The sequence below is a fragment of the Streptomyces indicus genome (genome assembly GCF_900100315.1).
GTDB classification, from domain to species: domain Bacteria; phylum Actinomycetota; class Actinomycetes; order Streptomycetales; family Streptomycetaceae; genus Streptomyces; species Streptomyces indicus.
Genome location: NZ_FNFF01000014.1, coordinates 94,321 through 115,610, shown reverse-complemented (window position 1 = coordinate 115,610; position 21,290 = coordinate 94,321). Strand labels below are relative to the sequence as shown.

The 21,290-nt window shown below is 72.6% G+C and carries 19 protein-coding genes; 13 read left to right on the top strand and 6 right to left on the bottom strand.

What is annotated here, in order from left to right; all coding sequences use genetic code 11:
- Positions 1-33 precede the first annotated feature (33 nt).
- Together BLT97_RS28075 and BLT97_RS28070 are read left to right on the top strand one after the other, a co-directional pair.
- Complete coding sequence (locus BLT97_RS28075; protein ID WP_093615065.1) at positions 34-930, top strand: NYN domain-containing protein; 897 nt, start codon at positions 34-36, stop codon at positions 928-930.
- A 126-nt stretch (positions 931-1,056) separates the two neighbouring features.
- Positions 1,057-1,725, top strand: coding sequence for a PepSY domain-containing protein (locus BLT97_RS28070; RefSeq protein ID WP_093615063.1), 669 nt, complete (start codon positions 1,057-1,059; stop codon positions 1,723-1,725).
- A gap of 105 nt (positions 1,726-1,830) precedes the next feature.
- Here BLT97_RS28070 and BLT97_RS28065 read toward each other — a convergent pair whose 3' ends face one another.
- A complete protein-coding gene (locus tag BLT97_RS28065) occupies positions 1,831-2,676 on the bottom strand; it encodes an alpha/beta fold hydrolase (RefSeq protein ID WP_093615061.1) in 846 nt (281 codons plus the stop codon).
- 247 nt (positions 2,677-2,923) lie between these two features.
- On the opposite strand from BLT97_RS28065, the gene efeO reads away from it, so the two are divergent.
- From efeO to efeU, 3 genes are read left to right on the top strand one after another with little or no spacing between them, the layout of a single operon-like run.
- Positions 2,924-4,078 carry an iron uptake system protein EfeO gene (gene efeO / locus BLT97_RS28060; RefSeq protein ID WP_093615059.1) on the top strand — a complete coding sequence of 385 codons (1,155 nt, stop codon included), beginning with the start codon at positions 2,924-2,926 and terminating at the stop codon, positions 4,076-4,078.
- A gap of 9 nt (positions 4,079-4,087) precedes the next feature.
- Positions 4,088-5,368: an iron uptake transporter deferrochelatase/peroxidase subunit gene (gene efeB / locus BLT97_RS28055; protein WP_093615057.1), complete on the top strand. Its 1,281-nt coding sequence runs from the start codon at positions 4,088-4,090 to the stop codon at positions 5,366-5,368.
- Positions 5,369-5,371: 3 nt separating this feature from the next.
- Complete coding sequence (gene efeU, locus BLT97_RS28050) at positions 5,372-6,241, top strand: iron uptake transporter permease EfeU (protein WP_093615055.1); 870 nt, start codon at positions 5,372-5,374, stop codon at positions 6,239-6,241.
- A 129-nt stretch (positions 6,242-6,370) separates the two neighbouring features.
- Here efeU and BLT97_RS28045 read toward each other — a convergent pair whose 3' ends face one another.
- Entirely contained in the window at positions 6,371-8,083 is a 1,713-nt protein-coding gene (locus tag BLT97_RS28045) for a DEAD/DEAH box helicase (protein WP_245769580.1), read from the bottom strand.
- Between the two features lie 581 nt (positions 8,084-8,664).
- Here BLT97_RS28045 and BLT97_RS28040 point away from each other — a divergent pair.
- Positions 8,665-9,414, top strand: coding sequence for a ferritin-like fold-containing protein (locus tag BLT97_RS28040; protein WP_093615053.1), 750 nt, complete (start codon positions 8,665-8,667; stop codon positions 9,412-9,414).
- A 61-nt stretch (positions 9,415-9,475) separates the two neighbouring features.
- Here BLT97_RS28040 and BLT97_RS28035 read toward each other — a convergent pair whose 3' ends face one another.
- The 4 genes from BLT97_RS28035 to BLT97_RS28020 all read right to left on the bottom strand — a co-directional run bounded on the left by BLT97_RS28035 (position 9,476) and on the right by BLT97_RS28020 (position 11,404).
- Positions 9,476-9,763 (bottom strand): hypothetical protein, encoded by a 288-nt coding sequence (locus BLT97_RS28035; protein WP_093615051.1) that lies wholly within the window; start codon positions 9,761-9,763, stop codon positions 9,476-9,478.
- A 204-nt stretch (positions 9,764-9,967) separates the two neighbouring features.
- The gene (locus tag BLT97_RS28030; protein WP_218137328.1) at positions 9,968-10,195 is read right to left on the bottom strand and encodes a DUF3107 domain-containing protein; all 228 of its coding nucleotides are present in this window, start codon (positions 10,193-10,195) and stop codon (positions 9,968-9,970) included.
- Between the two features lie 198 nt (positions 10,196-10,393).
- Positions 10,394-11,038: a TetR/AcrR family transcriptional regulator gene (locus BLT97_RS28025; protein WP_093615047.1), complete on the bottom strand. Its 645-nt coding sequence runs from the start codon at positions 11,036-11,038 to the stop codon at positions 10,394-10,396.
- 147 nt (positions 11,039-11,185) lie between these two features.
- Positions 11,186-11,404 carry a hypothetical protein gene (locus tag BLT97_RS28020; protein ID WP_093615045.1) on the bottom strand — a complete coding sequence of 73 codons (219 nt, stop codon included), beginning with the start codon at positions 11,402-11,404 and terminating at the stop codon, positions 11,186-11,188.
- A gap of 177 nt (positions 11,405-11,581) precedes the next feature.
- On the opposite strand from BLT97_RS28020, the gene BLT97_RS28015 reads away from it, so the two are divergent.
- From BLT97_RS28015 to moeZ, 7 genes are all read left to right on the top strand, one after another.
- Positions 11,582-12,553: an alpha/beta fold hydrolase gene (locus BLT97_RS28015; protein WP_093615043.1), complete on the top strand. Its 972-nt coding sequence runs from the start codon at positions 11,582-11,584 to the stop codon at positions 12,551-12,553.
- Positions 12,554-12,561: 8 nt separating this feature from the next.
- A complete protein-coding gene (locus tag BLT97_RS28010) occupies positions 12,562-14,202 on the top strand; it encodes a DUF3152 domain-containing protein (protein WP_425442771.1) in 1,641 nt (546 codons plus the stop codon).
- A gap of 234 nt (positions 14,203-14,436) precedes the next feature.
- Positions 14,437-16,212, top strand: coding sequence for a DUF3492 domain-containing protein (locus BLT97_RS28005; RefSeq protein ID WP_093615039.1), 1,776 nt, complete (start codon positions 14,437-14,439; stop codon positions 16,210-16,212).
- Entirely contained in the window at positions 16,209-17,621 is a 1,413-nt protein-coding gene (locus BLT97_RS28000; RefSeq protein ID WP_245769579.1) for a hypothetical protein, read from the top strand. Before BLT97_RS28005 ends, BLT97_RS28000 begins: the two co-directional genes overlap by 4 nt.
- A 592-nt stretch (positions 17,622-18,213) precedes the next feature.
- Positions 18,214-19,167 (top strand): NAD-dependent epimerase/dehydratase family protein, encoded by a 954-nt coding sequence (locus BLT97_RS27995; RefSeq protein WP_093615037.1) that lies wholly within the window; start codon positions 18,214-18,216, stop codon positions 19,165-19,167.
- Entirely contained in the window at positions 19,155-19,931 is a 777-nt protein-coding gene (locus BLT97_RS27990; protein ID WP_093615035.1) for a spherulation-specific family 4 protein, read from the top strand. Before BLT97_RS27995 ends, BLT97_RS27990 begins: the two co-directional genes overlap by 13 nt.
- Before the next feature lie 61 nt (positions 19,932-19,992).
- Positions 19,993-21,171 (top strand): adenylyltransferase/sulfurtransferase MoeZ, encoded by a 1,179-nt coding sequence (gene moeZ / locus BLT97_RS27985; RefSeq protein WP_093615033.1) that lies wholly within the window; start codon positions 19,993-19,995, stop codon positions 21,169-21,171.
- The last annotated feature ends 119 nt before the right edge of the window (positions 21,172-21,290 follow it).

The following is a 21,290-nucleotide window of genomic DNA, read 5'->3' as shown; positions in this document are numbered from 1 at the left end:
TCGGAGCGTGACCGTGCGGAGAATGGCTGCCCTATGAACGAAGAAGAGCTGGCCGGCCTGTCGACCCGTATCGACCGCACCAACGAGCTGCTGCACCGCATGCTCGCCGAGGTGGCCAAGACCCCGTCGACCCACGCGATCTTCGTCGACGCCGGCTATCTCTACGCCGCGGCCGGCCGCCTCGTCGCCGGTACGGAGGACCGCCGGGCCTTCGACCTCGACGCCGAGGGCCTGATCGACGCGCTGATCGACAAGGCCCGCACGATCTTCGCGGACAGCCGGCTGCTTCGCGTCTACTGGTACGACGGTGCGCGCCGCCGGATCCACACCTCCGAGCAGCAGTCCATCGCCGAGCTCCCGGACGTGAAGGTCCGCCTCGGCAACCTCAACGCCAACAACCAGCAGAAGGGCGTGGACTCCCTGATCCGCAGCGATCTGGAATCGCTCGCCCGGCACCGCGCCATCAGCGACGCCGCCCTGATCGGCGGCGACGAGGACCTGGTCTCCGCGGTCGAGGCCGCGCAGGGGTACGGCGCCCGCGTGCACCTGTGGGGCATCGAGGCGCCCGACGGGCGCAACCAGGCCGAGCCCCTGCTGTGGGAGGTCGACAGCCAGCGCACGCTCGAACTCGACTTCATCAAGCCGTACGTGGCCCGCCGCACCGCCACCGCCCACGACCCGTCCGCGCCGCGCCCGGCCCGCGAGGACGTCCGCTTCGTCGGGGCGCAGATCGCCGCGACCTGGCTGGGTTCGCGCGGCCGCGAGCAGATGGTGGAGCTGCTGCCCGGGCATCCGTATCTGCCGGGCCCGGTGGACCAGGACCTGCTGATCGAGGCGGAGCGGCTGCTCCAGTACTCGCTGCGCGGCCAGGCGGATCTGCGCCGGGCGCTGCGCGACGGCTTCTGGGACCACTTGCAGGGGCAGGTGTAGCCGGCGCCGGGTGCGCGGGCGGTTTGTGCCCTTCAGGCGGGCTTCAGGTCGCTATGTGATCGTGAAGGGGTCGGCGCGCGAAGCCGCCGCCGACGATCCGCCCGTACGACCCGAGGGAGCCCCTTCATGTCCAGCAGCCGCCGTCCCCTGAACCGCACCCGCCGGCTGTGGGCGGCCGGCGCACTGTCCGGAGCGCTGGTCCTCTCGGTCGCCGCCTGCTCCTCCGACGGCGGTTCCGACGCGGACACCCCGCGCGCCGGCGCCGCCACGCCGGACGACGCGACGCCTTCGGCCGACGCATCGGACCGGGCGAACGAACCCGGCACCGCCGGAGACGCATCCGCCGCGCAGGGCGGACCGAAGGTCGCCTACGACGCGGCGATCGAGGCCGCGCAGAAGGAAGTCCCCGACGCGAAGGTCACCGAGGCCGAGTACGACGACGGTGACTGGGAGGTCGACCTGATCACCGACGAGCCGCGGGTGCACAACGTGACGGTGGACGCGGGCAGCGGCAAGGTCGTCCGTACGCACGAGGACCGGATGCCCGACGCCGCGCGTGACCGGCTCAAGTACCCCCTCGCCAAGCTCGACGCGGCCACGGTCGCGCTGGACGACGCGGCCGGCAAGGCACTGAAGGAGGCCGGGGGCGGCTACGTGTCGAAGATCTCGATCCAGGGCACCGAGCAGCGCCCGAAGTGGGATGTCGAGATCACCGACGGCCGCGTCCAGCACGAGTTCGACGTGGACGCGAAGAGCGGCGAGGTCGTGGCGCGCGAGACCGATCGCGAGGACTGAGGCGCGGCGGTCGCGAGGACTGAGGCGCGGCGGCGTCCACCGACCGGAGCTGTCGGCGGCGTCCACCGGCGCCCGGAGCCGGCGGCGGCCGTCCGCCGGCCGGAGCTATGCGCCGCTCAGGCCGTCCCAGAACGCGATGAGCGCCGCGGCCGTACGGGCCGGCTGATCGGTGTTGGGGGAGTGCTCCGCCCCCGCGATCACCGTGCGCCGCGCGTCGAGGCGTACGGCCATCGCGTCGAGCAGCGGCACCGGCCAGGTGTCGTCCCGCTCGCCGGACAGCACGTGCTTGGGCAGCGGCAGTGCGGCGAGCTCGGTCACGCGGTCCGGTTCGGTCAGCAACTGGCGTCCGGTGGCGGTCAGTTGGGCCGGGTTGTGGCGCAGCCAGCGGGCCCGCAGCTCCTCGTCGGTGTCCGTCTCCTCCGGGGCGTCCAGGGCCTGGATCGCCTCCCACACCTCCGCCATCCCCATCACGGCCAGTGCGTCGAGCAGCAGCTTGACGCGCTGCTGCTGTGAGGGGGAGATCTGCGCGGGCCCGGACGCCATGAGGGTCAGGGAGAGGAAGGGCGCGGGGTCGGCGAGTACGGCCGCGCGGGCGATCTGGCCGCCGAGTGAGTGGCCGAGGAGATGCACCCGTTCCCCGAGTGCGGCGGCCTGCGCGAGCACGTCCTGCGCCAACTCGCCCTGCCCGTACGGGACTTCGTCCCCCTCCGGGCCGGCCGACTCGTACTGCCCGCGCCCGTCCACCGCGACGCTCCGGTACCCGGCCGCGGCCAGCGGCTCGTGCAGCGCGATGAAGTCCTCCTTGCTGCCCGTGTATCCCGGGAGCAGCAGCACCGTGGCTTTCGGTACGCCTTCGGGGCGTCCCTCGATCACGGCGAAGTCGCCGCGCGCGGTGCTCAGGGTGGCGGCGTGTGCGCAGGGAGGCGGGGTGAACGTCGGCGGCCGGCTCATGGGGTCGAGGCTAGGCCACGCCGCGGTGATCTGTGCTCTGGCCGCCGTCTCGGGGCCGGACTGTCCGTGCGCTCGGCCGTCCCGGCACGCTCCGTGCTTTGACCTCCCCTTGACCGGTCCGTGGTCGTGGCGAGATAAGGCTTGTATAAGTTAGGGCAGCCTCACCTTGCCGGTTCGTGCCTCCGGCCTGGCCGTGGCAGTCCCTCCAGGCTGAACCCTCACCCTGGCCTGACCCTCTGGAGCCCTGATGCGTGCAGCTCGTACCACCCTCGCTTCCGCCACCGCGGTCGCCCTCGCCTTCATAGCCACCGGCTGCACGGAGAAGTCCGACGCGAAGGCCGGGGACGAGAACCTCATCTCCGTCGTCGCCACCGACGACACCTGCGAGGTCGACAAGAAGGAGTTCCCGGCCGGGCACGTGGAGCTCGCCGTGGAGAACAAGGGCTCCAAGGTCACCGAGGTGTACATCCTCTACCCGGACGACCGCATCGTGACCGAGCGCGAGAACATCGGCCCCGGTACGAAGCAGAAGGTCACCGCCGAGGTGAAGGCCGGCTCGTACCAGATCGCCTGCAAGCCGGGCATGAAGGGCGACGGCATCCGCCAGCAGGTCAAGGCCACCGGCGGCGGCACCGCAGCCAAGCGCGACCCGAAGCTGGACGCCGCCGTGGCCGCGTACCGCAAGTACGCCCAGGAGCAGGCGGACCAGACCCTGCCGCTCGCGAAGGAGTTCGCGGAGGCCGTGAAGGCCGGTGACCTGGAGGCCGCGAAGAAGGCGTACGCCCCCTCCCGTATCGGCTGGGAGCGCACCGAGCCCGTCGCCGAGTCCTTCGGCGACATCGACCCCAAGGTCGACCTGCGCGAGGACGGCCTCGAGGAGGGCCAGGACCTGGAGAAGGACTGGACCGGCTGGCACCGCCTGGAGCGCTCCCTCTGGCAGGACAAGAAGATCACCGACCGCGACAAGGAGCTCGCCGACCTCCTGATCAAGGACCTCGAGGCCTGGCAGGACAAGGTCAACGAGGCCGAGATCACGCCCACTTCGATGGCCAACGGCGCCAAGGAGCTCCTCGACGAGGTCGCCACCGGCAAGGTCACGGGCGAGGAGGAGCGCTACTCGCACACCGACCTGGTCGACTTCAAGGCGAACGTCGAGGGCGCCGAGAAGTCGTACGAACTCCTCAAGCCGGTGGCCGAGAAGAACGACCCGGAGCTCACCAAGGAGCTCGACCGGCAGTTCGCGGCCCTGAACAAGCTGCTCGACCAGTACCGCGAGGACAAGGACTCCTACGAGTTCACCTCCTACGACAAGGTCGGCAAGGAGCAGCGCAAGGAGCTCTCGGACGGGGTGAACGCCCTCGCCGAGCCGCTGTCGAAGCTGGCCGCCGCGGTCGTGAAGTAGGAGGCGCAGATGAGTGACGCAGCCACCGCACCCGAGCCGGGCGCGGACTCCCCGCAGCCGAGTCGCCGTTCGGTGCTCGGCTGGGGCGGCGCCGGCCTCGCGCTCGGTGCCGCCGCGGCCGGCGGCGCCGCGCTCGCCCTCGACGGCGGCGCGCGCACCGCGCCCGTGGCCGAGGCGGGCGCGGCCGTGCCCTTCCACGGCAAGCATCAGGCCGGGATCGCGACCGCGGTCCAGGACCGGCTGCACTTCGCCGCGTTCGACGTGAAGACCGAGGACCGCGAGGCGCTGATCCAGCTTCTCAAGGACTGGACCGAGGCCGCGGCCCTGATGACCCAGGGGCATCCGGTCGGCGAGGGCGCGTTCGGCGGGCTCGCCGAGGCGCCGCCGGACGACACCGGCGAGGCGCTCGGCCTCAAGCCCTCGCGGCTCACACTGACGGTCGGCTTCGGGCCCTCCCTGTTCGACGGCCGCTTCGGCCTGAAGGACCGGCGGCCCGAGGCCCTCGTCGACCTGCCCAAGTTCCCCGGGGACAACCTGGATCCGGCCCGCGGCGGCGGCGACCTGTGCGTGCAGGCCTGCGCCGACGACCCGCAGGTCGCGGTGCACGCCATCCGCAACCTCGCCCGCATCGGCTTCGGCAAGGTGGCCATCCGCTGGTCGCAGCTCGGCTTCGGCAAGACCTCGTCCACGACGCCCGAGGCGCAGACCCCGCGCAACATGATGGGCTTCAAGGACGGCACCCGGAACATCGCGGGCACCGACACCGCGAACCTCACCAAGCACGTGTGGGTGGGCGCGAAGGACGGCCCCGACTGGATGGTGGGCGGCTCGTATCTCGTCGCGCGCCGGATCCGCATGAACATCGAGACCTGGGACCGGACTTCGCTCAAGGAGCAGGAGGACATCTTCGGCCGTACGAAGGGCGAAGGCGCTCCGTACGGGAAGAAGCGCGAGCACGACGAGCCGAACCTCAAGGCCATGCCCGAGGTCGCCCACGTACGCCTCGCACACCCCGACACCAACGGCGGCGCGATGATGCTGCGCCGCGGCTACTCCTTCACCGACGGCACGGACGGGCTCGGGCGCCTGGACGCGGGCCTGTTCTTCCTCGCGTACCAGCGCGACGTGCGCGACGCGTTCATCCCCGTACAGCTGCAGCTGGCCCGGCGCGATGTGCTCAACGAGTACATCCAGCACGTCGGTTCGGCCGTCTTCGCGATCCCGCCGGGCGTGCGCGGTGACGACGACTGGTGGGGCAGTGCCCTGTTCTCCGGCTCCGGGAAGGCGTGAGCGATGTTCGCCAACTATCTGATCGGTCTGCGCGAGGGCCTGGAGGCTTCGCTCGTCGTCTGCATCCTGGTCGCGTACCTGGTCAAGACCGACAACCGCAAGGCGCTCGCGCCGGTCTGGTTCGGGGTCGGGATCGCGGTCGCGGTGGCCCTCGCCTTCGGCGCCGCCCTCCAATTCGGTACGCAGGAGCTCACGTTCGAGGCCCAGGAGCTGATCGGCGGCTCGCTGTCGATCGTCGCCGTGGGCCTGGTGACCTGGATGGTCTTCTGGATGCGGCGGACCGCGCGGCACCTCAAGGCCGAGCTGCACGGCAAGCTCGACGCGGCGCTCAGCATGGGCACCGGTGCGCTGGTCGCGACCGCCTTCCTCGCCGTGGGCCGCGAGGGCATCGAGACCTCGCTGTTCGTGTGGCGTTCCGTGGACGCGGCCGACGACGGCTGGCGGCCCCTCGCCGGCTGTCTGCTCGGGCTGCTCACCGCGGTCGTGATGGGCTGGCTGTTCTACCGCGGTGCACTGCGCATCAACCTCGCGAAGTTCTTCCAGTGGACCGGCGGCATGCTGGTCGTCGTGGCGGCCGGTGTGCTCGCGTACGGCGTGCACGACCTCCAGGAGGCGCGCTTCCTCGGCGGCCTCGCGGACAAGGCCTTCGACATCAGCGACAGCTACCCGCCGGACACCTGGCACGCCACGCTGCTCAAGGGCATCTTCAACTTCCAGCCCGACCCGACGGTGCTCCAAGTCGTCGTCTGGGCGCTCTACTTGATCCCGACGCTGGTGTTCTTCCTGATGCCGGTGCGGTCGTCGTCGCGTACGGAGGAGAAGCCGGCGGCCGCCACGGGCGCGGAGACGCCCGCCGTGGGCGAGCAGGGCTGAGTCCCTGAGGACGCGAAACGCCGGTTCCCCGAGGACGCGAAACGCCGGTTCCCCGAGGACGTGAAACGCCGGTGGCCCGCACCCCCTCGGGGATGCGGGCCACCGGCGTATGCGCTGCGGGTCGCGGGATCAGGCCTCGGCCTGCTCCGCGGACGCGGCGGTCTTGCGCGTACGGCGACGGCGCGGCTTGGCCTCGCCCTCGGCCTCCGCTGCGGCCTTCGCGGCCGGCGCCTCGGCGCTCTTCGCGGCGGGAGCCTCGGCCGCCGGAGCGGACTCGGCGGTCTTACGGGTACGGCGGCGGCGCGGCTTGGCCGGAGCCTCACCCTCGTCCGCCTTGGCCTCGGTGGCCTTCGGCTCCGTCACCTCGGCGGCGGTCTGCTCGACCGCGGCCTCGGCGGAGGCACCCGCGCGGGTGCGACGGCGGCGGCGCGGCGTACGGACCGCGGACTCCGCCACGGCGTCGGCGGCCTCGCCGGCCTGCGCGGTGTCCGTGGCCTTCTCCGCGGCCTCTGCCGGAGCGGCCGAACCGTCCACGGCGGCACCGCCCCGCGTACGACGACGCTGACGCGGCGTGCGCGTACGGGCCGGGCGCTCCTCGGTCTTCTCGGCGGACTTGCCGCCGCGACCGCGGCCACGGCCGTTGCGGCCGCCCGGCTCGCCCAGGTCCTCGAGCTCCTCGGCGTCCAGACCCGCACGCGTGCGCTCGGCGCGCGGCAGGACACCCTTCGTGCCCTCGGGGATGCCGAGGTCGGAGAAGAGGTGCGGGGACGAGGAGTACGTCTCGGCCGGGTCGTTGAAGTCCAGCTCAAGAGCCTTGTTGATCAGCTGCCAGCGCGGGATGTCGTCCCAGTCCACCAGCGTGATCGCGGTGCCCTTCTTGCCCGCGCGGCCGGTGCGGCCGATGCGGTGCAGGTAGGTCTTCTCGTCCTCGGGGGACTGGTAGTTGATGACGTGCGTGACGCCCTCGACGTCGATGCCGCGCGCGGCCACGTCGGTGCAGACGAGCACGTCCACCTTGCCGTTGCGGAAGGCGCGCAGCGCCTGCTCGCGGGCGCCCTGGCCCAGGTCGCCGTGGACGGCGCCGGAGGCGAAGCCGCGCTTCTCCAGCTGCTCGGCGATGTCCGCGGCGGTGCGCTTCGTACGGCAGAAGATCATCGCGAGTCCGCGGCCCTCGGCCTGCAGGATGCGCGAGACCATCTCGGGCTTGTCCATGCTGTGGGCGCGGTACACGAACTGCTTGGTGTTCGCGACGGTCTGGCCCTCGTCGTCCGGCGCGGTGGCGCGGATGTGCGTGGGCTGCGACATGTAGCGGCGGGCGAGACCGATGACCGCGCCCGGCATGGTGGCCGAGAACAGCATCGTCTGACGCTTGGCCGGAAGCATGTTGATGATCTTCTCGACGTCGGGCAGGAAGCCCAGGTCGAGCATCTCGTCGGCCTCGTCGAGGACCAGGCACTTCACCTGCGACAGGTTCAGCTTCTTCTGGCCCGCGAGGTCGAGAAGGCGGCCCGGGGTGCCGACGACCACGTCGACGCCCTTCTTCAGGGCCTCGACCTGCGGCTCGTAGGCACGGCCGCCGTATATGGCCGTGACGCGCACATTGCGCACCTTGCCCGCGGTGAGCAGGTCGTTGGTGACCTGGGTGCACAGCTCGCGGGTGGGGACCACGATGAGCGCCTGCGGCGCGTCCGTGAGGTCCTCGGGCTTGGCGCGGCCGGCCTCGACGTCGGCGGGGACGGTGACGCGCTCCAGGAGCGGCAGGCCGAAGCCCAGCGTCTTGCCCGTGCCGGTCTTGGCCTGGCCGATCACGTCGGTCCCGGAGAGCGCCACGGGGAGCGTCATCTCCTGGATGGGGAACGGGTTGACGATGCCGACGGCCTCGAGGGCCTCGGCGGTCTCGGGAAGGATCCCGAGCTGTCGGAAAGTCGTAGGCGTGTTCAGGGTGCAGCCTCTTCTGTGAGACGCGGCACAAGGCGAACGCTGGGGGTCTGACCGGGCGGGAGCTGAGGTGCTGCGTAGTTCGTGCTTCGTAACGCAGCGACTCAGTCCGCCGGTGGCCGAGCCGGTAGCTTCCGGCCGCTTGGCGCAGGCCGGGTGGCGCGGGACCACAGCCGTCGCTCGAGCGCTCGTGCCGCTGAGGGCCCCTCCGGGACGTACATCCATGTACGCACGTGAGGGCTGTCGGGTCGGAGCCGATCGGGCCACCGACCGGGCATCCTCATTCGGGATGGCCCGTCGAGGCGGCTGGTCGCTCCGCATACGAAGGTCTCGTACGCAGGGCGGAACCGGCCACGGCTCAGCGGGCGCATTACCACTGTACCCCGAGTAGCCGCGGGCGTGTCTGTCAAATTCCTCACGTCACGCTGGTCACAGCGGTTGACCAGGCCCTTCCCAGAGCGGTCGGGCGGGCTATTGTGCGCTCCATGGAGACGCCTGACACCACCACGGACGCACCCGACGGCACCGAAGCCGCACGTACCGGCATCGCCGCACAGGACTGGGCCACGGCCAGTGCCGACCCGCAGTACCGCGCCGCGGTCGTCGACCTCCTCGGCGCCCTCGCCTACGGCGAGCTCGCCGCGTTCGAGCGCCTGGCCGAGGACGCGAAACTGGCGCCGACCCTGGCCGACAAGGCGGAGCTGGCGAAGATGGCCTCCGCCGAGTTCCACCACTTCGAGCAGCTGCGCGACCGGCTCGCGGCGATCGGCGCGGAGCCGACCGAGGCGATGGACCCGTTCGTGGCCGCCCTCGACGGCTTCCACAAGCAGACGGCCCCGTCGGACTGGCTGGAGGGCCTGGTCAAGGCGTACGTGGGCGACTCGATCGCCTCGGACTTCTACCGCGAGGTCGCCGCCCGGCTCGACTCGGACACCCGCGCGCTCGTGCTCGCCGTCCTCGACGACACGGGCCACGCGTCCTTCGCCGTCGAGAAGGTGCGCGCCGCGATCGACGCCGACCACCGCGTGGGCGGGCGCCTCGCGCTGTGGGCCCGCCGGCTGATGGGCGAGGCCCTGTCGCAGTCGCAGCGGGTGGTGGCCGACCGCGACGCGCTCTCCACGATGCTCGTGGGCGGGGTCGCGGACGGGTTCGACCTGGCCGAGGTCGGCCGGATGTTCTCGCGGATCACCGAGGCGCACACCAAGCGGATGGCGGCGCTGGGGCTGGCTGCGTAAGGGGTCGGGCGCGTCCGGGCGGGGTCACCCGGCAAGGAACGGAGCGGGCGGCGGCGGTGCGTCAGACGCCGGACGGGCTGTGGCTGTACGTCGTCCGCCGCCTAACCCTTCCCGCGGGCCGCACCAGGAGCGACAGCGAGGCCGCCGCCATCACGACCGCACCGGCCAGCGTGGCGGGACCATTGCCCGGGCCGAGCACCGAGTGCGTCAGGAACGCGCCGAACAGGGCACCGCTCGCACCCGTGCCGAGCACCAGCGCGCGCGAGGGCAGCCGGTGCGCCAGACGGTGCGCCGCGAGGACGGCGAGGGCAAGGCCGAGGACTACGGAGGCGAGCGCTTCCAGGAACATGGGTCCTCCCGCGGCCAGGGTGCAAATCGGTCACAGCCGGTCCTACCCGAAGCGCGCGGAACGCAATCCTCCTTTGCCGCCAGGTCACTTGGGAGCACCTACGGCAACAGGGCGGGCCCCGGAGAATTCATCTCCGGGGCCCGCCCTGTTCACCTTCGGCGGCACGGCTCGGGTCCGCGGCGACCGCGGACCCTGAACGCGTGCTCAGAGCGCGCTGAAGCCCACCTTGCGCGCGGTCGGCTCGCCGAGCTCGACATACGCGAGCCGGTCGGCCGGCACCAGGACCTTGCGGCCGTGGTCGTCCACCAGAGAGAGCAGCTGAGACTTGCCGCTCAGCGCCTCGGACACCGCCTTCTCGACCTCTGCGGCGGTCTGGCCGCTCTCCAGAACGATCTCGCGCGGCGCGTGCTGCACGCCGATCTTGACCTCCACGGCTATGTCCCTCCGACGGTCAGTGGTGCGCGGGCGTCCGCGCCAGTACGCAGCACACATTAGCCCGGTGAGGGGACTCGGCAGCGCGCCGCCGTGCACGCTCGCAGCGAACAGCCGGAAGGAATACGCGGGCCCGGGGCTCCGATACGCGGGGCCCGGGGCGCCGCCGTGCGCTCAGTGCCCGTCCACGCCGTGGGCTCAGTGCGGGTCCACGCCGTGCAGCGGGAAGCCCGCCACTCCGCGCCAGGCCAGCGAGCTGAGCAGCTCCACGGCCTTGTCGCGGTCGACCTCGGACTCGCTGTGCAGCCAGTAGCGCGCCACGACCTGGGCGAAACCGCCGAGGCCGACGGCCAGGAGCATCGACTCGTCCTTGGACAGGCCGGTGTCCTCGGCGATCACCTCACTGATCGCGGTGGCGCACTCCAGCGTCACCTTCTCGACCCGCTCGCGCACCGCCGGCTCGTTGGTCAGGTCCGACTCGAAGACCAGGCGGAACGCACCGCCCTGGTCCTGCACGTAGGCGAAGTACGCGTCCATCGTCGCGGCCACGCGCAGCTTGTTGTCCGTGGTGGACTCCAGGGCTGTGCGCACCGCCGTGAGCAGCGACTCGCAGTGCTGGTCGAGAAGGGCGAGGTAGAGGTCGAGCTTGCCGGGGAAGTGCTGGTAGAGCACCGGCTTGCTGACGCCCGCGCGCTCGGCGATATCGTCCATCGCCGCCGCGTGGTAACCCTGCGCGACAAACACTTCCTGGGCCGCGCCCAGAAGCTGATTGCGGCGGGCCCGGCGCGGCAGGCGGGTGCCCCGCGGGCGTGCCGCGGCCTCGGTCTGCTCGGTGGCTGTCACGCCGCCTCCCCATACATGGCTGTTCCGTGTGCGGTGTGCTGCCGCTTCGCCATCGTACTTTTCGGTAACCGTGGTGTGCGCGGCGCGGAGGCAGAATTTCACGGACCGGACGTCCGGCGAGCGGTGTTCCGTGCTGTTCGGGGCCGCTCAGCGGTAATCGTCCTCGTCGAGATCCACCACCCTGGACTGTTCTGCGACATCCGCGTCGTTTGCGGACGCGGGGTCGAAGTCCTTTGCTTCCTCGTCCCGGCGCTGGCGCAGGTCCGTGTGCTGCTCGGCGGCGTCGGCCTCGGGCGCCTCCGGGTCGAGCGGCTCGTCCTCGGCGAGCTCCTCGAAGGTGTCCGGCTCGGTGGGGTCGACCGTCATGACTGGCTCCCTTACTCGTCCTACTCGTTCAAGAAGGCAGGGGCCAGGGCGTGTGCCCATGCTGCGCGGGCGTATGCCCTTCCTCCACGAGCGTAGGAGAGTCCGATTCGGGGCGCTACGCGATCGTGTGACCGCGAACACGTGATCCAACGCGTGATCGTCTCGTAACATCGCCGTATGTCTTCGACCGAGCTGCCGGGTGCCGTCGCCGCCGCGGTGACCCCGAAAACGCTGCCGGTGCGCATCGCCGAGGGCGAGAAGCTGCGCCAGGTGTCCCTGCCCGGTCTCACGCTCACCGTCCGCTCGAGACCGCCGGTGCGGGCCGGACTGCCGGCGGCGCTGTTCGTGCACGGGCTCGGCGGGTCCTCGCAGAACTGGTCGGCGCTGATGCCGCTGCTCGAAGACGTCATGGACTGCGAGGCGGTGGACCTGCCCGGCTTCGGCGACTCGCCGCCGCCGGACGACAGCAATTATTCGGTGACCGGGCACGCGCGCGCCGTGATCCGGCTGCTCGACGCGAGCGGCCGGGGCCCGGTGCACCTGTTCGGGAACTCGATGGGCGGCGCGGTCGCCACCCGCGTCGCGGCCGTGCGGCCCGATCTCGTACGGACGCTCACGCTCGTCTCGCCCGCCCTGCCGGAGATCCGGGTGCAGCGCACCGCGGTGCCGACCGCGCTGGTCGCGCTGCCGGGCGTCGCGCAGCTCTTCGCGCGCCTGACCAAGGACTGGACCCCGGAGCAGCGCACGCGCGGAGTGATGCAGCTCTGCTACGGCGATCCGGGACGGGTCACCCCTGAGGGCTTCGCGCACGCCGTGCAGGAGATGGAGCGGCGGCTGCAACTGCCGTACTTCTGGGACGCGATGGCCCGTTCGGCGCGCGGCATCGTCGATGCGTACACGCTCGGCGGCCAGCACGGGCTGTGGCGGCAGGCCGAGCGGGTGCTCGCGCCCACGCTGCTGATCTACGGCGGCCGGGACCAGCTGGTCTCGTACCGCATGGCGCAGAAGGCGGCGCGCGCCTTCCGCGGCTCCCGCCTGCTGTCTTTGCCGGATGCGGGACATGTGGCGATGATGGAGTACCCGGACGTGGTGGCCACGGCCGTACGTGAACTTCTCGCCGCGCAGGGCGACTTGACGGTGGAGAGCTGAGGCGGCGAGTGGGCAGGCACGCGCGCAAGGGCGGCAGGACCGACGGGGACACGGGCGCGATACCCCGTATATCCGGGGCCCCCGGCAGACCCGCGGAGGGCACCGGGCGCCGGCGGCGCGCCGGCCAGGACGGACCGCCGCCGGGCGCACAGGCCCGGCCGGACATGACCCCGCCGCACGGGATGCCGCAGGCGCGTCCCGGGGCGGCGGCTCCGTATCCCGGGCCCGCGGCGGCTCCGCGTCCGGGGCCCGCCGCGACCCCGCCGCAGGGCATGCCGCGCGTACGTCCGGACGGGACCCCCGCGCACGGCGTCCCGCGTGTGCCCCCGCCGGGCGCCGGGCGCGCGCATCCGCAGCACCGTGAGGGCGGTGGCGGCTGGGGGGCGATACCCGCGGGCGAGCGGATGTCCGCCACGGGACCGCAGCCGCGTGTGTACGACACGGGGGCGCAGCCCCGCGTGCATGGGACCGGGCCGCAGCCGCGCGGGTACGAGACGGGGCCGCAGCCCCGCATATCCGCGACCGGGCCCCAGCCCCGCATATCCGCGGACGGGCCGCAGCAGCCGATGACCTCGACCGGGCCGCAGGCCCGCGTCACCTCGACCGGGCCGCAGCCCCGTCTCGGCTCCACCGGGCCCCAGCCGCGGATTCCCGGGCCGCGGCAGGAGTACGTCTCCGCCTTCGAAGGGCTCGATCCGGGCGATCCGTTCGACGACGAGCAGGATCTCTTCGACCCCGCCGCGCGCCGCCGACCCCTTGACCCGTACGCCGCCGTCACCGACTTCCGGCACGAGCTGTCCGAGGACGAAGCGCCGCCCGCCGCTCCCGTACAGCCGGATCCGCCGCGGAAGAACACCAAGGGCCGCACGTTCACCGGGATCGCGGCCGCCGCCGTGACCACCGTGCTCGCCGTGGTCGTCGCGGGCCAGGTGGCCGACGGCCGCGACCAGGACCCGCAGACGCAGGCCGCCGACACGGGGGGCGAGGCGCGGGGCGGGGCCTCCGAGGCCTCCCGGTCCGACGCTCGCCAGGCGCCCGCGGCGCCGAAGACGCTCACGTACGAGCAGAAGCTGGCCAAGAAGGATCCGCTGCCGCCGAAGCAGGCGAGCGGGGAGTTCGAGGCGGTCGGCGGCTTCGACAAGGCCCCGGGCAGCGGGCAGAAGTTCCGCTACCGGGTCGACGTCGAGAAGGGACTCGGCCTGGACGGCGCGCTGTTCGCCGAGGCCGTGCAGAAGACCCTGAACGACGACCGGAGTTGGGCGCACAAGGGCGCGCGCACCTTCGAGCGGATCTCCAGCGGCAAGGCCGACTTCGTCATCACGCTCGCCAGCCGCGGCACCACCGCCACCTGGTGCGCGAAGTCGGGGCTCGACACGACCCAGGACAACGTCTCCTGCGACTCGGCCGCCACCGAGCGCGTGATGATCAACGCCGACCGGTGGGCGCAGGGCGCCGAGACCTACGGGGACGCGATCCTCGCGTACCGCCAGATGCTGATCAACCACGAGGTCGGGCACCGGCTCGGGTTCAACCATGTGTCGTGCAGCGTGGACGGGGCGCTCGCCCCGGTCATGCAGCAGCAGACCAAGTTCCTCGAGATGAACGGCATCAAGTGCCGGCCCAACCAGTGGGTGTACCCCGGCCGTTGAGCCCGCCTGTGTCTTCCCGGCCGTCATCTCAGGGCGGCACCTGACGCTCCGTAGCTGGTTGTGCGCCTAGCGCGAGCCAACGCTACCCGGCCAGGAAAGTTACGACCGTTCACCCCTTCCGGTGGCGCGATGGACAACCGTCCATCGCGCCACCGGCATATCCGCATACGTTCGTTTCGCGGGGGGCGCCCGGGACCACGGAGCCCCAGTCAAAGGAAGATCGGGGGTGTACTCGTGCGCATCGGACTGCTCACGGAGGGTGGCTATCCGTATGTGACGGGTGAGGCCAGACTCTGGTGCGACCGCCTGGTGCGGGGGCTCGACCGGCACGAGTTCGACATCTTCGCGCTCAGCCGGAGCGCGCACCAGGAAGAGCAGGGGTGGATCCAGCTGCCGCCCCAGGTGCACCGGGTGCGTACGGCTCCGCTGTGGACCGCCGAGGACGACGGCGTGGTGTACGGGCGGCGCGCGCGGCGCCGGTTCGCCGCCCACTGGGGGGAGTTGGCGGCTGCGGTCTGTGCCGAAGGGGGAGAAGCGGCGGACCGTTTCGCCAGCGGTCTGTACGGGCTCGCCGACCTGGAGCGCGAAGAAGGCGGACTCGCCGTCGCGCTGCGCTCCGAGGCGGCCGTCGACGCGCTGGAGAAGGCCTGCCGCGCGCCCGGCGCGCCGCGTGCCGCCCGCGAGGCGCGCGTGGCCGATCTGCTGACCGTCACCGGCCTCATCGAGCGCACCCTGCGACCGCTCTCGCTCGACTGGTACGAGGAGGTCGAAGGCGGCCTCGGCGCCGTCGACCTGTGCCATGCCGCGTCGGGGGGCGCGGCCGCGCTGCCCGGGCTCCTCGCGAAGCACTTCTTCGGGGTCCCGCTGCTCGTCACGGAGTACGGCGTGCAGTTGAGGGCGCACTATCTGGGGGCCGCGGGTGCCCTGAGTGCGCCCGCGCGTGCGCTGCTCGCGGGCTTCCACGGCCGCCTCGCCGAGGAGGTCTACCGGCAGGCCGCGCTGATCACCCCCGGCAACACGCACGCCCGCCGCTGGCAGGAGCGCTGCGGAGCGGACAAGGCCAAACTGCGCACCGTCTACCCGGGGATGGACTCGTCCCGGTTCGCGGAGATCGGCGAATCGGCCGAGCCCGCCGACCCCGACACCCTCGTCTGGGTCGGGCGCATCGAGCCCTCCAAGGACCTGATCGCGCTGCTCCACGCCTTCGCGGAAATCCGCAAGGAGGAGCCCAAGGTGCGCCTGCGGATCGTGGGCGCGCCGGCCGAGGGCGCCGAGGCGGCCACGTATCTCGCGCACTGCAAGGCCCTCGCGGCCCAGCTCTTCCCCGACGAGGCGGAGGGCGTGCACGCGGTGGGGGACAACCCCGTCTCCTTCGAGGAGATCGGCAGCCCTGAAGTGCCGGAGCTGGCCGACGCGTACGGGGCGGGCGGCGTGGTCGTCCTGTCCAGCGTGGTCGAGGGCTTCCCGATCAGCCTGGTCGAGGCGATGTTCTGCGGCCGCGCCACGGTGTCCACGGACGTGGGCGCGGTGGTCGAGGTCATCGGCGGCACGGGGCTCGTGGTGCCGCCGCGCAATCCGCGGGCGCTCGCCGACGCGTGTCTCGCGCTGTTACGGGACCCCGAGCGGCGCGACCGCCTGGGCGCCGCGGCCAGGGCGCGGGCGCTCGAACTCTTCACGGTGGACCAGAACATCGCGGCATTTCGCAGCATTTACCTGGAGATCGTCTCGCACCACCCCGTGCGGCGGGACGCCCTGGACGAGTCCGGCGAGCCGCAGCCCTTCGCCAACCCGGCGGAGGTGTACGTGCCCGGGCGGTGGACCGCGCCGGGGGCGGAGGAGCGGTCCGGCGCGGGCGAGCGGCCCGCGGGTTCGGGCCCGGCCTGGGCCGCCGCCGGCGCAGCCCGTACAGCCACGGGCGCCGCGGTGGACGTGGCCGCCGCAGCGGACGGGGACGCCGGGGCCGAGGACGAGCCCGTCGGGGTCGGTGCCGCGGGGGAGGGCGAGCGATGAGCGACATCCGTACGACGCCGCCCGGGAGCGCCGAGGAGACCGTGGTGCCCGACGCGCCCACCACCCCGGAGAGCCCCGGGAGTTGGGACACGCGGTCCGAGGAGGTGCTCGCCGAGGCGGCGCTCACCGCGGCGTCGGACGCGGACGCAGCCGCGGACCTGCGCGGAGCCGGGACGCCGGGCGCGGGGGCTCCGGGAGCCGGGACGTCGGGTGCCGCGTCACCGGGTGACGGCTCACCGGGAGTTGCCGCACCGGCCGGTGCGGCGCCGCGCTCCGGGGCGGGGGCCTCGCGCGCCGGAGACGTCCCCGCCGTCAAGGGAAAGACGCGCAAACCCGGCGCGCGCAGGGGCGCCGTCGACCCTGTGAAGGCGCTGATGCACCGCCACCGCGAGCTGTGCGAGGAGGCCGTGGACCCGCTGGAGATCGCCGCGGGCCTGGAGGCGCACGGCGTCACCGACCGCACCGCGGCCCGCTTCCGGCACCGCGACGTGTTCTCGCTCGCCGAGGAGATGTACGCGCGGGCGTCGCGGGACGAGGAGACCGCGCCCGTCCTCGCGCCCCCGGCTCCGGTCGCGGGGCCCCAAGTCCCGGTCGGCTGGGCCGCGTTCGCGATGCTGCCCGGTGCGGTGTGCGCCATGGCGGTCGCCGGGCTCGACCTCACCTCGGGGACGGCGAAGCTCGTCGCCGGCCTGCTGGGGGCCCTCGCCGTGGGGATCGCCCTGAAGGTCGCGCTGCGGCAGGGACCGCTGCGGGTGTACGGCAGGCAGGTGCCGGCCACGCGGATGTGGACCGGAATCCTGCTCACGTACGCGCTGCTCGGCGAGGGGCTGCTCGACGCGATCCTGTCCGGCGGGCCCGACGGCCCCTGGGCCCTGCACACGGCCCCCGTGCTCGGACTCGCGCTCGCCGTGGCGCCCGCGGCCTGGTGCGCGCGGGTCTTCGCGGTGCAGAGTGCCCGGACGCTCGCCGCGAGCCGCGGGCTCGACGACTTCGCCGCCGCCGTACGCCCGTTGCTGGGCGGGGTGTTCGCGGTGTTCCTCGCCGTACTGACCGGGCTGCTGCTCGCGACCGGCGCGGTGCTCGGCGAAGGCACGCGAGGGATCGGGCCGGCGCTCGCCCTGGGCGCGCTGCTGCTGCTCGCCCGGTTGCTCGAGGTGCACGGCTTTCCGGACGCGGGTGCGCTGCTCCTTGGCGCGGCCTGCGCGGGCGAGACCCTCGCCCTCGCCACGGCGCTCGGCGGCCGTCTCCCCGGCTTCGGGTTCCTGTCCGCACCGGTCGACTCCGTGGTCGCCGCGTGGGGGCCGGGTGCGGTGCCGGTCCTGGTGTGCGGCGGGGCCGCCGTGGTCCTGCTCGCGCACTCGATGCGCCGGCTGACCCGGGCGTCCGCGCACGCGGAGGCCGTCCGGTGACTGGGCCGGTCCGCGTGCTCGCGGAAGGAGCGCGGTGGCGGGCCGCCCTGGCCGCCCGCGCGGAGGCCGTCCACGCCGAGGCGGCCCACCGGGCCGCGACCGAGGCCGCGACCGAGGTCGGGGCACCACCACCTCGGCCACTGCCCGCCGTCCCTGCGCCCCGCACCTCGGGCCAGACGCCACCGCGCGCCTCGGTCCAGCCACCGCCCCGCGCCTCGGCCCAGGCACCACTGCCCGCCGTCCCCGCGCCGCGTACCGCGGACCGGACACCGCCCCGCACCGCGGACCAGACACCGCCCCGCACCCCGGACCTGGCCCAGCGCCCCGCGCAGCAGGCGGTGCGGTCCGGTGCCTCCCGCGGGCGCCCTACGTCCGCGGCTCTCGCCGGCCGGCGCGTGACGCCCGCCGCCACCCCTGCCTCATCCCCACCCGCGGGGCCGACACCGCGGGCGGCGGACCGAGAACCTGCGCCGGCTCTCCGGCCCAGGCTCTTACCCGACGACGAACATCCTTGAGGAGAACGGAAGATGACCACCCGCACGAGGCCGGCCGCGGCCTCTCTGCCCCGCACCGCAGCCACCGGAGCCGCCCGATGAGGGTGTTGCTGCTCGGCGCCAATGGATATCTGGGCCGGTTCGTCGCCGACCGGCTGCTCGCCGATCCGGCCGTCCAGCTCACGGCGCTGGGCCGCGGTGATGACGCGGATGTGCGGTTCGACCTCGCGAGCGGCAGCCCCGGCGCCCTCACCCGGTTCCTGGACGCGGTGCACCCCGGCGTGGTGATCAACTGCGCGGGCGCGACCCGGGGCGGCGCCCGCGAGCTGACCCGGCACAACACCGTGGCCGTCGCCACGGTCTGCGAGGCGCTGCGCAGAAGCGGGTGCGGGGCCCGGCTCGTGCAGCTCGGCTGCGCCGCGGAGTACGGGCCAAGCCAGCCCGGCTCGTCCACGTCGGAGGACGCGATCCCCAGGCCCGGCGGCCCGTACGGAGTGAGCAAGCTCGCCGCGACCGAGCTCGTGCTCGGCTCGGGCCTGGACGCCGTGGTCCTGCGGGTCTTCTCGCCCGCGGGCCCCGGCACCCCGGCCGGCTCCCCGCTCGGCCGCCTCGCCGAGGCGATGCGCCGCGCGATGCAGGCCGGCGACGGCGAGCTCAAGCTCGGCGGCCTCGGTGTGCAGCGGGACTTCGTGGACGTACGCGACGTCGCGCGGGCCGTGCACGCCGCCTCCCTGTCGGCCGCGCAGGGCGTGGTCAACATCGGCTCGGGGCGGGCCGTCCGGCTCCGCGACGCCGCCGCCGTGCTCGCCCGCGTCGCCGGATACGGCGGCGCCCTGCACGAGTTGGACGGCGGCCCGGGCGGCCGGCCGTCCATCGGCCACCCCCGTACCGAATCCGACGCAGCACCCGCCGCCTACCCCTACCCGGACGGCTGCGGCAGCTGGCAGCAGGCCGATGTGCGCACCGCGCGCGACCGGCTCGGCTGGCGGCCCCGGATCAACCTCGAAGAGTCACTCGCCGACATCTGGATGGAGGCGGCATGCCGCATCTGATCACCCCCACCGGAACGCAGCACCTGTCGGGCGAGACGACCATGGGCCTGGGCGTGCCCGGGTACGCCCACCCCCTGGTCGCGCCCATGGAGTGGGCCACGCTGACCTCCGTGGCCGCCGCCACGGGCCCGCACCGCAGCGCCCCTTTGCACTGGACCGTCCTGAATGTCGCGAACGGTCCGGGTGCCCGCCCCGACCCGCACTGCCTGGAAGCCTCGGGCCGGCTGCGCAACGCGGGGTCGCGTGTCCTCGGTCACCTCGATCTCGCCTACGGAGCCCGCTCCTTCGGCGAGCTGGTCTCGGACGCGCACCGCTACCTCGACTGGTACCAGGTGGACGGCTTCTACGCGGACCGCGCCCCCACCGAGCGCGCCATGCTCCCCGAGACCCGCCGGATCGCCGCCACCCTGCGCGCGCTGCGCCCCGACGGCCACCTGGTCTTCGGTCACGGCGCGCACCCGTATCCCGGATACGCCGAATCCGCCGACCAGTTGGTGACGTTCAGCGGCCCGTGGAGCGACTACCGCTGGTCGCAGGTGGCGGAGTGGACGGCCGACTATCCGCCCGAGAAGTTCTGCCACTTCGTGCACAGCATGCCGCTCGGCCACCTCGAAGAGGCGCTGCGGATCGCGCGCTGGCAGGGCGCCGGCACCATCTGGTTCACCGACCGCACGGACAAGCACCGCACGGTGGACCCCTTCGAGGCGCTGCCCGGGTACTGGGACGAAATCGTCTCGCGTATCGGACGGGGTGTCTCGGAATGAAGAAGGCTGTGGCAGCGTTACGGGAAGAACCACTGTTCGCATACCGATCTACGGAGTTCCCGTGTCGCTGCCACCCTTGGTCGAGCCTGCCGCAGAGCTCACCGTCGACGAGGTCCGCAGGTACTCCCGCCACCTGATCATCCCGGATGTCGGGATGGACGGGCAGAAGCGGCTGAAGAACGCCAAGGTGCTGTGTGTCGGCGCCGGCGGCCTCGGGTCCCCGGCGCTCATGTACCTGGCCGCCGCCGGTGTCGGCACGCTCGGCATCGTGGAGTTCGACGAGGTCGACGAGTCGAACCTGCAGCGCCAGATCATCCACAGCCAGGCGGACATCGGCCGCTCCAAGGCCGAGTCGGCCCGCGACTCGGTCAAGGGCATCAACCCGTATGTGAACGTGATCCTTCACGAAGAGCGGCTCGAGGCCGAGAACGTGATGGACATCTTCAGCCAGTACGACCTGATCGTCGACGGCACGGACAACTTCGCGACCCGCTACCTGGTCAACGACGCGTGCGTGCTGCTCAACAAGCCGTACGTGTGGGGCTCGATCTACCGCTTCGACGGCCAGGCCAGCGTGTTCTGGTCCGAGCACGGCCCCTGCTACCGCTGCCTCTACCCGGAGCCGCCCCCGCCGGGCATGGTCCCCTCCTGCGCCGAGGGCGGCGTGCTCGGTGTGCTGTGCGCCTCCATCGGCTCGATCCAGGTCAACGAGGCCATCAAGCTGCTCGCCGGCATCGGTGAGCCGCTGGTCGGCCGCCTGATGATCTACGACGCCCTGGAGATGCAGTACCGCCAGGTCAAGGTCCGCAAGGACCCCAACTGCGCGGTCTGCGGCGAGAACCCGACGGTCACCGAGCTCATCGACTACGAGGCCTTCTGCGGCGTCGTCTCCGACGAGGCCCAGGAGGCGGCCCTCGGCTCGACGATCACTCCGAAGCAGCTCAAGGAGTGGATCGACGAGGGCGAGAACATCGAGATCATCGACGTCCGCGAGCAGAACGAGTACGAGATCGTCTCGATCCCGGGCGCGAAGCTGATCCCGAAGAACGAGTTCCTGATGGGCACCGCCCTGGAGGCCCTGCCCCAGGACAAGAAGATCGTCCTGCACTGCAAGACGGGTGTCCGCAGTGCGGAAGTCCTCGCGGTCCTCAAGTCCGCCGGTTTCGCGGACGCGGTCCACGTGGGCGGCGGCGTGATCGGCTGGGTCAACCAGATCGAGCCGGAGAAGCCGGTCTACTAGGTTCTCGCGCCACTGGGCCCTCCCGTCGGCGCCGTAGCGCCGCTCTGTTCGCGCCGAAGTGCCGCGCTCCTTCACCGGAGCGCGGCACTTCGCGTCTGCGGGTGCTTGCGACCGCCCTG